This is a genomic window from Singulisphaera sp. GP187 (genome assembly GCF_900129635.1).
Taxonomy (GTDB): Bacteria; Planctomycetota; Planctomycetia; order Isosphaerales; family Isosphaeraceae; genus Singulisphaera.
This window is the reverse complement of record NZ_FSRB01000002.1, coordinates 1251942-1265690: the sequence shown is the minus strand read 5'-3', so window position 1 is coordinate 1265690 and position 13749 is coordinate 1251942. Positions and strand designations below refer to the sequence as shown.

Below are 13749 nucleotides of genomic sequence, written 5' to 3'. Positions count from 1 at the left end.
CCTGGTCGGAAGATGACAAACATGACCAAGGCCTGCCAAAACGGCAGTTAATGCCACGACCGGCGGTCTCGCACCGGTCATCCTAAGTCATCATTCCCAAACGACTTAAAAAAGCCTCAAAGTGACGGTATGCCAGTTGCATTGGGTTCCACGAACTTTCAGTACGAAGGGGAAACCGCGTGAGCGGTCGACCCTCGCGTCGTCGTCGGCCTCAGGTACGACGAGTGACGGCTCCCGACCGCGTCGAAGGAGAATCCACCGTGGCGAAGATGATGGCCTACGATGAGGAGGCCCGCCAGAAGCTGGCGAGCGGCGTGACCAAACTGGCCCGGGCCGTCCGGAGCACCCTGGGCCCGCGCGGCCGTAACGCCGTGATCGACAAGGGCTGGGGCAGCCCGACCGTCACCAAAGACGGCGTGACCGTGGCCGAGGAGATCGAGCTGACCGATCCCTACGAAAACATGGGTGCCCAACTCGTCAAGGAGGCCGCCAGCAAGACCTCCGACGCCGCGGGCGACGGCACGACGACCGCCACCGTCCTGGCCGAGGCCATCTTCAAGGAAGGGCTCAAAGCGCTGGCCGCGGGCGCGGATCCGATGGCGCTGAAGCGAGGCATCGATCAGGCGGTCACGGCCGTCGTCGAGCACGTGAAGGGGCAATCGAAGAAGGTCTCCGGCAAGAAGGAGATCACCGAGGTCGCCGCCATCGCCTCGAACAACGACACGATCATCGGCGAGAAGCTGGCCGACGCCTTCGAGAAGGTCGGCACCGACGGCGTGATCACCGTCGAAGAGGGCAAGGGCAACGAGACCACCGTCGACGTGGTCGAGGGGATGCAGTTCGACCGGGGCTACCTCTCCCCCCACTTCGTCACCGACCAGGACCGCATGGAGGTCGTCCTCGAAGACGCCTACATCCTGATCTACGAAGAGAAGGTCAGCTCGCCCCAGAAGCTGATCCCGTTGCTCGAGCTGATCGCCCGGTCGAGCAAGCCGCTCGTCGTGATCGCCGAGGACATCGAAGGCGAAGCCTTGGCGACCCTGGTCGTCAACAAGCTCCGCGGCATCCTCAAGGTCGCGGCCGTCAAGGCCCCCGGCTACGGTGACCGCCGCAAGGCGATGCTCGGCGACATCGCCGTCCTCACCGGTGGCAAGGCGATCTTCAAGGACCTCGGCATCGAGCTCGAGAGCATTCAGCTCAGCGACCTCGGCCGGGCCCGCAAGATCACGATCGACAGCGAAAACACCACGATCGTCGAAGGGGCCGGCACCCAGGACGAGATCAAGGGCCGGGTCGAAATGATCCGCCGCGAGATCACCCAGACCGACAGCGAGTACGACCGCGAGAAGCTCCAAGAGCGTCTTGCCAAGCTCGCCGGCGGTGTCGCCCGCATCAACGTCGGCGCGGCCACCGAGACCGAGATGAAAGAGCGTAAGGCTCTGGTCGAGGACGCCCTGCACGCGACTCGCGCCGCGATCGAAGAAGGGGTCGTCCCCGGCGGCGGCACCGCCCTGATCCGTGCGATCACCGCGCTCGACGCCCTCAAGCTCACCGGCGACCAGGCGATGGGCGTCCAGATCATCCGCCGCGCCCTCGAGCAGCCCGCGCGCTCGATCGCCGAGAACGCCGGCATCGACGGCGCCGTGGTGGTCAACAAGATCCTCAAGTCCACGGAAGCCAACTTCGGCTACAACGCTGACACCGGCGCCTGGGGCGACATGTTCGCCGCCGGCATCGTTGACCCCACCAAGGTCACACGGTCGGCCCTCCAGAACGCCGCTTCCGTCGCCGGCCTGCTCCTGACCACCGAAGCCATCATCGCCGAACCCCGGAAGAAGGCGGAAGCCGCCGGTCACCACGATGACCACGGCGGAGGCATGGGTGGAATGGGCGGCATGGGAGGAATGGGTGGCATGGGCGGAATGGGCGGAATGGGCGGTATGGGGATGATGTAATCCCGGCTGTCCGGCCTGCTTTGGAATCGACGATCTTTTCCCCGGAACCACGTTCGGCCCCGTCGGCACGGGGTCGAACCGAACGTGATAAGGAATGCACTCAGATGGCCAAGATTCGCCCGCTCGAAGACCGCGTTGTGATCCAGCAGATTGAAGCTGAGGAGAAGACGGCTGGTGGCATCGTGCTGCCCGACACCGCCAAGGAGAAGCCGCAGCGTGGCCGCGTGCTCGCCGTGGGCCCGGGCAAGTTGCTGGATTCGGGCGAGCGTGCCCCGATCGGCGTGGTTGAAGGGGACGAAGTTCTCTTCGGCAAGTACTCGGGCACCGAGATCAAGGTCGACGGCGAGGAAATCAAGATCCTCCGCGAGTCCGACATCCTGGCGAAGATCGTCAAGTAACCGGCCGTGGGGTGGGCGTGCCCACCATTCCATAAGATTGGTGGGCCGTGCCCATCCGACAAGAGAAGGACAACTGACCCGTGGCAAAGCAACTGCTCTTCTCCGACGCCGCGCGCCGCAAACTGCTCGAAGGCGTCGATATCTTGGCCCACGCGGTGGGCACCACGCTCGGCCCGACCGGGCGCAACGTGATCCTCAGCAAGTCGTTCGGTGGCCCGACCGTCACCAAGGACGGCGTCACGGTCTCGAAGGAGATCGAGCTGCCCGATCCGTTCGAGAACATGGGCGCCAAGCTGGTCAACGTCGTCGCGTCGAAGACCTCCGACACCGCCGGCGACGGCACGACGACCGCCACCATCCTCGCCCGCGCCTTGTTCCGCGAAGGGCTCCGCAACATCACCTCGGGGGCCAATCCGACGGCCGTCCGCCGAGGGATCGAGAAGGCGGTCGAGGCGGCTGTCACCGAGTTGCGTGACAACCTCTCGCGGCCCGTCTCCAAGAAGGAAGAGATCGCGCAGGTCGGCACGATCTCGGCCAACAACGACGCCGAGATCGGCAACATGCTTGCCGACGCGGTGGAGCGGGTGGGCCGCGACGGTGTGATCACGGTCGAAGAAGGCAAGACCGCGACCACAACGCTCGAGTTCGTCGAGGGCATGCAGTTCGACAAGGGCTACCTCAGCCCCTACTTCGTCACCAGCCCGACGACGATGGAAGTCATCTTCGACGACGCCCTGATCCTGCTTCACGAGAAGAAGATCAGCAGTCTCCGCGAGATGATCCCCCTGCTCGAGAAGGTCGCGCAGTCGGGCAAGCCGCTGCTGATCATCGCCGAGGACGTCGACGGCGAAGCGCTGGCGACCTTGGTCGTCAACAAGCTCCGTGGCGTGCTGAACATCGCCGCCGTCAAGGCTCCCGGGTTCGGTGACCGCCGCAAGGCGATGCTCGCTGACATCGCGATCCTGACCGGCGGAACGGTCATCAGCGAAGACCTGGGCCTGAAGCTTGAGAACCTGACCCTCAAGGAACTGGGCACGGCCAAGCAGATCAAGGTGAACAAAGACAGCACCACCTTGATCCAAGGCGCCGGCAAGAAGGCCGACATCCAGAAGCGGATCGACCAGCTCCGCCGCCAGATCGAAGAGACGGAAAGCGAGTACGACAAGGAGAAGTTCCAGGAGCGCTTGGCGAAGCTCTCCGGGGGCGTGGCTCTGATCAACGTCGGCGCGGCGACCGAAGCCGCCATGAAAGAGATCAAGGCTCGCGTCGAAGACGCGCTCCATGCGACCCGCGCGGCGGCCGAAGAGGGAATCGTCCCCGGCGGCGGCGTGGCCTTGCTCCGGGTGATTCCGGCCGTCGAAAAGCTTCGCGACACCCTCAAGGGTGACGAGCAGCTCGGCGCCTCGATCGTCCTGCGGGGCCTGGAAGAGCCGATCCGCCACATCGCGTCCAACTCGGGACACGATGGTGCGGTCGTGGCCGAAGAGGTCAAGTCGCGTACCGGCGCCGTTGGCTTCAACGCCAACACCGGCGAGTACGTCGACCTGTTCAAGGCCGGGATCGTCGACCCCACCAAGGTGACGCGTTCGGCCCTGCAGAACGCCGCCTCGATCGCCGCCCTCATGCTCACCACCGAGGCGATGATCACCAACATCAAAGACGACGAGAAAGACGGAGCGACCCGCGTCGAAGGGTCGGTCCGTTAATCGGTTCGGTTCGCAACGCAACGTTCCCGGGGTCAGGCCCACTCGCTCCCGAGTGGGCCTGACCTATGGTCCTCTTTCCGCTTGCTGGCCGACCGCCTCGAACCAACCGCCATATCTCCCGAAAGCTGTCCAGGCCTCTCATTTTTACTGTGCGATTCCTCTTGAGTTGTCGAGATGGGACGGGATTGGGCCGTGTCACGACTTGGCCTGAGATGCTATCCTGGAACATTGCCGCACGCCGCCCCTGATACCCCAGACCTGAGCGAGACGCCATGCCGATGGCAACCACAAAGCGTGACTATTACGCAGTCCTTGAAATCAAGCGCGAAGCCTCTCAGGATGAAATCAAGAAAGCTTATCGGCAACTGGCGCTGAAGAATCACCCCGACAAGAATCCCGGCAACGCCGACGCCGAGAAACGCTTCAAAGAAGCGGCCGAAGCCTACGAAGTCCTCTCCGACCAGGCGAAGCGCCAGCGGTACGACCGCTACGGCCACGCCGGCCTCGAGGGGGCAGGGGTCCATGACTTCCGCAACGCCGAAGACATCATGTCGGCGTTCGGCGATATCTTCGGCGGCGGCCTCTTCGGCGACCTCTTCGGCCAGCGACGCCGAGGACCTCGGGCCGGGCAGGACCTCCTGTTCAAGCTCGAGATCGACCTGGTCGAGGCGGCCCGGGGCACGACCAAGCCGATCGATGTCAACCGCCAAGAATATTGCGGCGACTGCAAAGGGTCGGGCGCCAAGAAAGGGACCGTGGCCGTCAGCTGCAACTATTGCGGCGGCCAGGGACAGGTCGTCCAGTCGCGTGGGTTCTTCCAGGTGGCCACCACCTGCCCGGCCTGCGGCGGCGAAGGGATGCGCGTCACCGACCCCTGCCCGAATTGCCGAGGCGCGGGGCGAGTCAACGCCGTCGCCCATCTGAAAGTGGACGTTCCGCCCGGCGTCGAGAGCGGCATGTGGCTCCAACTCCGCGGCCAAGGGGAACCGGGCGACCCCGGCGCGCCTCGGGGCAATCTGAGAATCCAGATTTTGGTCCGCAAGCATCCGTTCTTCGAACGGAACCGCAACGACCTGGTCTGCCAGGTCCCGATCAACTTCCCCCAGGCGGCCCTCGGCGCCGACATTGAAGTGCCGACCCTCGACGGCCCTGACCGCCTGCACGTTCCCAAAGGAACGCAGAGCGGCGACGTGCTCCGGCTCAAGGGACGGGGGATGCCCGATATCAGTGGGCGAGGACGCGGCGACGAACTCGTCGAGGTCGTCGTGGAAACACCGCGACACCTGACCCCTCGCCAGGAAGAACTGCTTCGCGAGCTGGCCGAGATCGAGCATCTCGACGTCAGCCCGAGACGAAAGAGCTTCTTCGAGAAGCTCCGCGACTACTTCACCGAGGATGCCGACGGGGCGGAACCAGGCGCGTCCTGATCTTTTCGAGTTGAGTCGAACCGAACCCGTCGCGCGGTCCGCGAGGAGGATATCCCATGAGCGATACGACCCAGCAGAGCGAAAATGACATCGCCGGCGAGCCCAAGCCTAACAACGCGTCGGCCACGGAGGACCTTGGCCAGGTCCAGCGCCAGCGTGACGAGTACTTTGACCAACTCCAGCGCACCCGCGCCGAGTTTATGAACTTTCAGAAGCGCTCAAAGACGCAAGCCGATTCCGACCGCATTTATGCGGTCGGTTCACTCGCGCGTGACCTGCTCGATGGGATCGACAACCTCGAGCGGGCCGGCGTGGCGTTGAAAGCGACGGCCCCGTCCGGGATTCACGAGGGCCTGGACATGGTCCACAAGCAATTGCTCGCCACCTTGGCCAAGCACGGCGTCGAGCCGATCGAGGCCCTGGGCAAGCCGTTCGATCCCAACGAGCACGACGCACTGGTTCAGCAGCCCGACGCCCACCACCCCGAGGGGACCGTCGTGAACGAGCTGAGCAAAGGCTATCGGATTCGCGAACGCGTCCTGAGACCCTCCAAGGTCGCCGTGTCGGTCAAGCCCGCCCAGTCCTGACGAATCCGAACCGAGGTCTATCTCCGATGCCGACCTACGACTACATCTGCGACGCGTGCAACCACGAATTCGAGTCCTTCGAATCGATCAAGGCCGACCCGCAGACCGTCTGCCCGCAATGCCAGGAAGTCAAGCTCCGCCGCAAGATCGGCGGAGGAGCCGCGATCATTTTCAAAGGATCGGGATTCTACCAGACCGACTACCGCAGTGATTCGTACAAGAAACACGCGGCGGCTGATAAGCCGTCGGAGTCGTCGTCATCGAGCTCTTCGACCCCGGCCAAGTCCGACGCGCCGAAGCCAACTAGCACTGGGACGTCTTGAAAATGATCCGGGGCCGTTGCCCAACCTGCGCGAAGAAGTTCGAGATCGAGTCGATCGACAAGTTACCGAGCTTTCCGTTCTGCTCGGATCGCTGTCGGTTGGTCGATCTCGGACGCTGGATCGACGGGACCTACGCCGTTCCTGACGACGTGACGACGCCGACTCCCGCTCCGAATCCATCCGAGGATGAGGCTGACGACTGACGAACGAGCGTTCGTCAGCCGCCAGTCATTCGTCGGTTCCCCGCTCAGCTCATTCGACGATCGGCAATCTGAACGAGCTGGGCGACGGGCAGGCCGTAGGGGCAGGCCGCCTCGGCGGCCGCGAGATTGGCCGAGGCCAGGTCGCGAGCTTGGGCGGGAAGCGCCTGGTAGAGTGCCCGGGCTTCTTGCCGCTTGCCGTACGCCTCGTAGTACCGCAGGTAGCGGAGCACGGTGGCCACGGGAACGCCGTGAGCGGCCGTTTCGCACAAGTGGCCGCAGCCGTGGCAGTAGAGATTCGACGTCCGCTGGCGATGCTCCTCGAGCAGCCGGGCCTCCTTCGCCGTGATCGGGTCGCGGGTCGCGGCGATGTTCTCACGGAGCATGTCGCGGTTGGTCATCTCGCTCACGACGGCGTGGAACCGTTCGTCGGCGAAGACGGTCTTGATCGCGGCCTGCTCCTGCTTGAACCCCTTGGCGATGAATTCCTTGAGGTGCGGCGACTCGCCGGCCCCCTTGAACTCATTCGCCCCCCCTGGGTCTTCATCGCGACCAGGCCGATGTTGGCCTTGGAGGCCTTGTCCACGGCGCGCTTCAGAGCATCGACGTCCATGGTCCGGTAGTTGTACTGGATCATGATATGGTCGATCCAACCGCATGCGGCGGCGGCCTCGACGATCTCAACCAACTGAGCGTCGTGGCAGCTCAGTCCCGCGTACCGAATCGTCCCCTTCGCCTTCAGTTGCTCGAACGCCGCCTTCACGGCCGGGTCGCTGAGCATCGGAATCTGCGAGCCGGTGAGCCCGTGCATGAAGTAGCTATCGATGTAGTCGGTCTGGAGCCGTTCGAGGCTTTCCTTAGCCTTCTTCTCGAAGAAGGCGGACGCCTTGAAGTCGCCGCTGATCTTGCGAGGGGCATGGGTCTTGGTGACGAGAAACACATCCTTGCGTTTGCCCGTCCGCGCCAGGACCTCGCCGATGGTTTTCTCCGACTTGCCGTTTTCATAACCTTCGGCCGTATCGATATAGGTGACGCCGGAGGCGAGGAGGGCCTGGACGAAGCTGGGGTCGACCGACCAGCTCGATCCCATCCCGAGCCGGGAGACCTTTTGACCCGTCTTCCCCAGAGTGATCATGGGAAGCGCTTTGGGATCGGCCGCCAGCAAGGGGCCAGCCGCCGCCAGGACCGGGCCGGCCGCCGCGGCCGTCTTCAGGAAACGTCGCCGATTGCCGCCGCAAGAGCCTTGGGAGCCTTCCATCGTATCGACCTTCCAGAACGAGGGATCAGACCAGGCCGCTCAGTCCCGAGTCCGCACGCCGGGCACGGTCGAGCTGGATTGCGACTCATTCTGATCGAGTTGGTAGGGCATGGTCAACAAGGTTCCGACAATCGGCGTGGACTTTCGATCGGGGCCGGCCCTCCGGAGGGAGGGCGGAGCGCGCTCCGTCTTCGGCCGACGTCGGCACGTCTTTGCGCCTTTCGATTGCCTTAGCTTTGCGTCAAACGAACCCGGGCCGGACCTTCTTTTCCAAGAAGGTCCGGCCCGGCATTAGTGTCGTTGTGCCTCGGACTCCGCGCACCGTCTGACTTACTGAGGAGGGAGCGGCGGCAGATCGATCGGCACGGGAAGCGGGGGCAAGTCGCTATCAGCTTCGGCGGCCGAGGCGGGCGTCGCCATCGTGGCCGAGGCAGGAATCACGTTGGGTTCAACGGGAGCCGGGGCCGGCCGTGAGGGCTGAGCGGGCGCGGGATTCGTCGTCCGCGAAAGGATCGGCGGCTCACCCGCCGGTATGGTCGGATTCACCGGCGTCGGGGGCGGGCCGAGGGGGCCGACCGGGGCCGGAAGCAGAGGTCGCGGTCCGTCAGGTTCCGAGCCCAGGGGTGCCATTGGTACGACCGGGTCGGCAACCGGAGGTCCGGTGATCGGTCGCGGTGCGTAGTTGCCGGTACCACCCACCGGCAGTTGACGATGGGCCGCCTGCTGGTCGCGAGCCTGAATGCTGGCCTTCTGGGGATGCGGGCCTTCCGCCACGGCAATGTTGTCGTAGGCGAGCAGCGTCCCCTTGGCTTCTTCGAGAGCCACGATCGAGATGTTGTAGGTCGTCTTGAACTGCGCCTCCTGGGCCACGGCACTGGCGTACTGGCTGACGGCGTCCAGGTAGCGGTCGATGGTGATCCGGCCTTCCTCGTAGAAGGCACGCTGGGCTTCAAGTCGCTGAGCCGCCGCGGCTCGCAGCCGAGAGGCGGTCTTGAACTGCTTGTAGTTGGCGTCGACCTCGAGGAAGAACCGACCGAGCGAGTGGGTCGTCTGGTGGACGATCTGCTGCAGGTAGGCCCGCTGCTTGAGCAGAACGTACTGCGACTGGCGGGTGTTCGCCAGGGGAGCACGCATGCCCAAGGGCATCTGGAACGTGAACCCGAGCTGCCACGACTGGAAGTTGTTGTAGTTGCCCGGCGACGCGTTGAGACCGGCCGCACGCTGCTGCTGGGAGACCAAGGGATCGATCGCCCGGATGGTTCGCCCGGTCATGACCGACTCGGCCGAATCCAGGTCGGCTCCTAGCCCGTTGAACTGGTAGAGGGCGTTGAAGTTCAAGACCGGCAAGAGTTGGTTCCGAGCGATCAGGAGCTGGAGTTCAGCCACCCGGACGACGAGTTGCTGGCTCACGATGTCGGGCTGGAACGAGAGCATCTGGGCCACGCTGGAATCCCAGTCGGGCTGAAGCCGTGCCTCGCTCGGAGCGGTGACCGGAACGATCCGCCGGCTGTCGGCCGGGGGAAGGCCAAGGATGTTGCGAAGCTGCCGCTCAGTCGTGATGACGTCGGAGGTCTTGGTCACCAAATCGAGCCGGAACTGCTCGAGCCGCTGAGTGGCCTCGGCGACGTCGGCGACGGTGCCGCGGCCGACTTCGAGCTCAGACTCTTCACGCTTCTTGATTTCCTCGGCCAGCTCGACCGCCTTCTCGCTACTCCAGAGCTGGACGTGCTGTTGGGCCAGGCTCCAATACTGCTGTTCGATCGAGCGGACGTGGGCCATGATCTCGGCCTTGAACCGCCAGACGGCGGCATCGGCGTTGAGCCGGGCGATCACGATGGGTGCCCGGTTGGCCTCGAGACCGACCGCGGGACCCGCCTGGCCCCCCGCCAGCGGCGCACTTCCCAACAAAGGCTGGGTCAAGCTGAGCTGGAGGTTGGTCGTATAGGCGGACGGGGTCGCATTGGTCGGGCTATTCGAATACAGGTAGCTGATGTTATGCGTCACGCCGATCTGGGCACCGGTGGCCGTCCGCTTTTGAACGCCCGTCTGAAACTGCGCGGTGTCCTGATCGAAGATGATCGGGAACCGCGAAGCACCGACGATCGTACCGGCCGAGATCGCGTTATTGAACGGGGCGAGACTGTGCCCCCAGAGCAAACTGGTCGTGAAGTTGGTGTCGAAGGACGAGAGCGCCTGCGCGATTTGCGTTTCCTGGATCGCGGGGTCGTAGACCGTCTGGAGTGGACTAGCGCCAAGGGCGCTGGCGATGCCGGAACCGGCCCCGTTGTTCAACGGCGTGGGTTCGAAGCCACCGACCGGGATGCCTTGAGCACCGAGTGAGATGACGCGGACAACTTCGGAGTTGTCCAGGCCCACCCGGATGGCGTCAGGCAGGGTGAGCTCCCAGATCTCCTGGGCCTCAGGGTCGTTCGTGGTGCGCGGCTTCTGCACCTTGGGCATCGGCAGCGCCATCGAACTGCTGAGGAACTGGGCCTGGGTGACTTTTTTATCCTCATCCCCGATCGTCCCCAGTTTTTCATGGGGAACGGCCTTCGATTGGTCAATGTAGGGCAGCCGCTGACAGCCTGAGGAGGCGGCCCAGGCTGCCGCCACCATTGCTGTCTGAGCGAGCCGTTTCTTGATTCGCGTCAATCGCATGGCCAGGCCGTCCTTGACTAAGATCGCCATGTGACGAGTGGTCCCGGGTCGTGAAGGTGAAGGCTCCAGCAACGGAGACCTTCGATCGCTGATCCCTCACACCGCGGTCGGCAGCCGGTCGCGTCCATACGTCCGAACCACCTTGGTCCCCGACACCTCGTAATGGCCAAACCGTCGATCCATCTTCAGGGAAATGACTGCATCCGCTGAGGGTCGAGCCGTTTCCCTGAGCGAACTGTCTCCGCACCAGCCCCTTGGCCCATTGCGGGAGTTCGTCCGATCGACCTGTTCCTAATGATCGGTTGTAGCAGAAGTGCAACTTGAAGCGATGGGGCGGATTCTACGGATTTTGACTGGCCCGTCCTAGGCCAACCTCCAAAACAAAGGCTGCACCAATCGGCAAGCCTTAACCGTCCCCACTGGAACGGGACGCCCAACACACGTGAGTTCCTGCCTGAACGTTGAAATTCAAACTATCGCCCAACTCAACGCGGCGGAACCGTCAAACCGATCGGGCCGTCCCCGGCCGCGATTTGCGGGGCGGAGCGACATCCACGTACGACCAACCCAGTTTCCGCTTCAAGAGGATCACCTCGCCGGGGTCGGTCCCCTCGAGCGCGTGACCGAGGAACTGGATCATGTAACCGCCGACGAAGAGCACCAGGGAAAAGAGGAAGACGGGCAGGGAGAAGAGGTAGGTGTAAATCGGGATCATGAGGATCCCCAGGATCGTCGGCGGAATCCCGATCATGTGGAGCACGAAGCTCGTCGGATCTTGATGCCGGGCCATCCAGCCCTGGACCAACTTCGCGGGAGGGTGGGGGGGGCAGATCATCGATGAAGGCTCCGACGTTGCGGCCTGGGACGACCAACCGGTTTGGCTGCTTGACGGCGCATCGGGGTGTGGTTACGTTGGTCGCTTCGGACCCAACTAGAATATCCCAATTGGAACGGTGTTCGCAACGCCCAAATCAAGGGTGGACGCGATATTGCGACACCAAACTCTGGACCGCACGGCGGGAGACGGACCTGCGATGGCTTATGAAGTGACCCTTATTCCCGGCGATGGCGTCGGGCCGGAGCTGGCGGAAGCCGCGCGGCTGTGCATCGAGGCGACGGGCGTCAAGATCAACTGGGACGTCCAGGAAGCGGGCGTCGACATCATGGCGAAAGTCGGGACCCCGGTCCCCGACAGCGTCATCGAGTCGTGCCGCCGCACCAAGGTCGCCCTCAAGGCCCCCATCACCACACCGGTCGGCACCGGTTTCCGCAGCGTCAACGTCTATCTCCGCCAGGCTCTCGACCTCTACGCCTGCGTTCGCCCTTGCAAGCAGTATGAAGGGGTCCGCACCTTCTTCTCGAACTCGAAGGTCGATATCGTCATCGTCCGCGAGAATACCGAGGACCTCTACCTCGGCTGCGAATTCGAGCAGGGCAAGCCCGAGACGGCCGAGCTGATCGCCGACATCAAGCGGCTGAACAACAAGACGATCCGCCCCGACTCGGGGATCTCGATCAAGCCGATCTCGATCTCCGGCTCCAAACGGATCGTCAAGTACGCCTTCGAATATGCCCGCAAGCACGGGCGGAAGAAGGTGACCGCCGTTCACAAGGCGAACATCCTCAAGTACTCGGACGGACTGTTCCTCGAGGTCAGCCGCGAGGTGGCCAAGGAATACACCGACATCGAGTTCGAGGATCGGATCGTCGACAACATGTGCATGCAGCTCGTGCAGAAGCCCGAGCTCTATGACGTGCTCGTCTTGCCCAACCTCTACGGCGACATCATCTCGGACCTCGGCGCCGGCCTGGTCGGTGGCCTCGGCGTTGCCCCGGGCGCCAATATCGGCGAATCGGGAGCGGTCTTCGAAGCCACCCACGGCTCCGCGCCCAAGTACAAGGGCCAGTGGAAGATGAATCCGACGGCCCTCATCCTCTCGGGGGTCTTGATGCTCGAGCACCTCGGCGAGACCGAGGCCGCCAAGCGACTCGACGCCGGTGTCGCCAAGGTGATCAAGGAAGGCAAGGACGTCACCTACGACATGAAGCCGCACCGTGACGATCCGTCCGCCGTGGGCACCCTTGAGATGGCCAAGGCAATCATTCGCGCCATGGGAGCGTGAGCCACTCAACGGGCTGGTTCAGCGAGGCGGGGTTCCTCCGATTGGTGCGTGGCGAGTCACGCAGCCCGGGAGCCCGTCTCGCCCGTGTTGGTTTACGAATGGCGGCGGCGGGCTATGGCCTGGCCGTCGCCGTTCGCAATGCGCGGTACGATCGGGGAGGTTCCGCCGTCCAAGGCGTGGCCATCCCCGTGATCGCCGTCGGCAACCTGACGCTTGGCGGCACCGGCAAGACCCCCATGGTCGAGTGGGTGGCGCGCTGGTATCGCGCCCGAGGGATCCGGGTCGCCATCCTCAGCCGAGGGTACGGTCAAGACGACGGGGTCAACGACGAGGGGCGAGTGCTCGAGGAGAACCTGCCCGACGTCCCCCACCTCCAAGGCGCGGACCGGGTTCGGCTCGCCGAGGTGGCCGTCGAGGAGATCGAGTCCGAAGTGCTCGTCCTCGACGACGGATTCCAGCATCGCCGACTCAAGCGTGACCTCGACATCGTGCTCCTCGACGCCCTCGAGCCGTTTGGTCTCGGCTGGATCTTTCCCCGAGGCTTGCTCCGCGAACCGGTGCGCTCGCTGAGGCGCGCGGGGGTTGTGGTGCTCTCACGCGCCGACCTCGTCCCCGAGTCGACTCGCAAAGCGATTCGTGCGGAAGCCGAACGACGGGCCGGTCCGCTGCGCTGGGTCGAAGCCCGACATGCCCCGCTCGACCTCCTGGACGCCGAAGGGCCAGCGACATCGATCGAATCGTTGGCGGGCCGTTCGGTTGCGGCGTTCTGCGGGATCGGCAACCCGGACGGCTTCCGGAAAACGATCGAGCCGCTCACCGGCCCTTTGGTCGGCTTCCGCGCCTGGCCCGACCACCATTCCTATACCGCCGCCGACGTGGCCGACCTGACCACCTGGGTCCGTGGCCTGAAGGCCGATCTGGTCTTGACCACGCAGAAGGATTTGGTGAAGCTTCGCGCCTCGAACCTGGGAGCCGTGCCGCTCCGCGCCCTCCGGATCGGTTTGGAGATCATGTCGGGACAAACCGTGCTTGATGAAGCGCTGGAGCCGTTCGTTAGGCCGACCTGATGGGCCGATCCGTCTTGCCGAATCTCCTTCCGGGAAAGGATTCCCTT

At 64.1% G+C, this 13749-nt stretch carries 13 protein-coding genes; 9 read left to right on the top strand and 4 right to left on the bottom strand.

Features of this window, described 5'->3' with window-relative positions; all coding sequences use genetic code 11:
- The first annotated feature begins 260 nt into the window (after positions 1-260).
- The 7 genes from groL (BUS42_RS29460) (at position 261) to BUS42_RS29430 (ending at position 6599) form a co-directional block, all read left to right on the top strand.
- Positions 261-1955, top strand: a complete 1695-nt coding sequence (gene groL / locus BUS42_RS29460) for a chaperonin GroEL (protein WP_074313002.1) — start codon at positions 261-263, stop codon at positions 1953-1955.
- 104 nt (positions 1956-2059) lie between these two features.
- Positions 2060-2353 carry a co-chaperone GroES gene (groES, locus tag BUS42_RS29455; RefSeq protein ID WP_015246510.1) on the top strand — a complete coding sequence of 98 codons (294 nt, stop codon included), beginning with the start codon at positions 2060-2062 and terminating at the stop codon, positions 2351-2353.
- 80 nt (positions 2354-2433) lie between these two features.
- Positions 2434-4059, top strand: coding sequence for a chaperonin GroEL (groL, locus tag BUS42_RS29450; RefSeq protein WP_074313000.1), 1626 nt, complete (start codon positions 2434-2436; stop codon positions 4057-4059).
- 272 nt (positions 4060-4331) lie between these two features.
- On the top strand, positions 4332-5486 hold the full coding sequence (gene dnaJ / locus BUS42_RS29445) for a molecular chaperone DnaJ (protein WP_074312998.1): 1155 nt from the start codon (positions 4332-4334) through the stop codon (positions 5484-5486).
- A gap of 56 nt (positions 5487-5542) precedes the next feature.
- Positions 5543-6073: a nucleotide exchange factor GrpE gene (gene grpE / locus BUS42_RS29440; protein ID WP_074312996.1), complete on the top strand. Its 531-nt coding sequence runs from the start codon at positions 5543-5545 to the stop codon at positions 6071-6073.
- A 26-nt stretch (positions 6074-6099) separates the two neighbouring features.
- Positions 6100-6396, top strand: coding sequence for an FmdB family zinc ribbon protein (locus tag BUS42_RS29435; RefSeq protein WP_074312994.1), 297 nt, complete (start codon positions 6100-6102; stop codon positions 6394-6396).
- A gap of 2 nt (positions 6397-6398) precedes the next feature.
- Positions 6399-6599: a DNA gyrase inhibitor YacG gene (locus BUS42_RS29430; protein WP_074312992.1), complete on the top strand. Its 201-nt coding sequence runs from the start codon at positions 6399-6401 to the stop codon at positions 6597-6599.
- A 44-nt stretch (positions 6600-6643) separates the two neighbouring features.
- On the opposite strand, the gene BUS42_RS45535 is transcribed toward BUS42_RS29430, so the two are convergent.
- From BUS42_RS45535 to BUS42_RS29410, 4 genes are all read right to left on the bottom strand, one after another.
- Positions 6644-7006 (bottom strand): hypothetical protein, encoded by a 363-nt coding sequence (locus BUS42_RS45535; RefSeq protein WP_254053872.1) that lies wholly within the window; start codon positions 7004-7006, stop codon positions 6644-6646.
- On the bottom strand, positions 7003-7854 hold the full coding sequence (locus tag BUS42_RS29425; protein WP_254053871.1) for an aldo/keto reductase: 852 nt from the start codon (positions 7852-7854) through the stop codon (positions 7003-7005). Before BUS42_RS29425 ends, BUS42_RS45535 begins: the two co-directional genes overlap by 4 nt.
- A 330-nt stretch (positions 7855-8184) precedes the next feature.
- Positions 8185-10542, bottom strand: coding sequence for a TolC family protein (locus tag BUS42_RS29415; protein WP_074312988.1), 2358 nt, complete (start codon positions 10540-10542; stop codon positions 8185-8187).
- A gap of 472 nt (positions 10543-11014) precedes the next feature.
- Positions 11015-11347 (bottom strand): Mpo1-like protein, encoded by a 333-nt coding sequence (locus tag BUS42_RS29410; RefSeq protein ID WP_074312986.1) that lies wholly within the window; start codon positions 11345-11347, stop codon positions 11015-11017.
- Between the two features lie 199 nt (positions 11348-11546).
- Here BUS42_RS29410 and BUS42_RS29405 point away from each other — a divergent pair, with 199 nt between their 5' ends.
- A complete protein-coding gene (locus BUS42_RS29405; protein ID WP_074312984.1) occupies positions 11547-12635 on the top strand; it encodes an isocitrate/isopropylmalate dehydrogenase family protein in 1089 nt (362 codons plus the stop codon).
- Positions 12632-13702, top strand: a complete 1071-nt coding sequence (lpxK, locus tag BUS42_RS29400) for a tetraacyldisaccharide 4'-kinase (RefSeq protein WP_254053870.1) — start codon at positions 12632-12634, stop codon at positions 13700-13702. The genes BUS42_RS29405 and lpxK overlap by 4 nt, the downstream gene beginning before the upstream one ends.
- Positions 13703-13749: the final 47 nt, after the last annotated feature.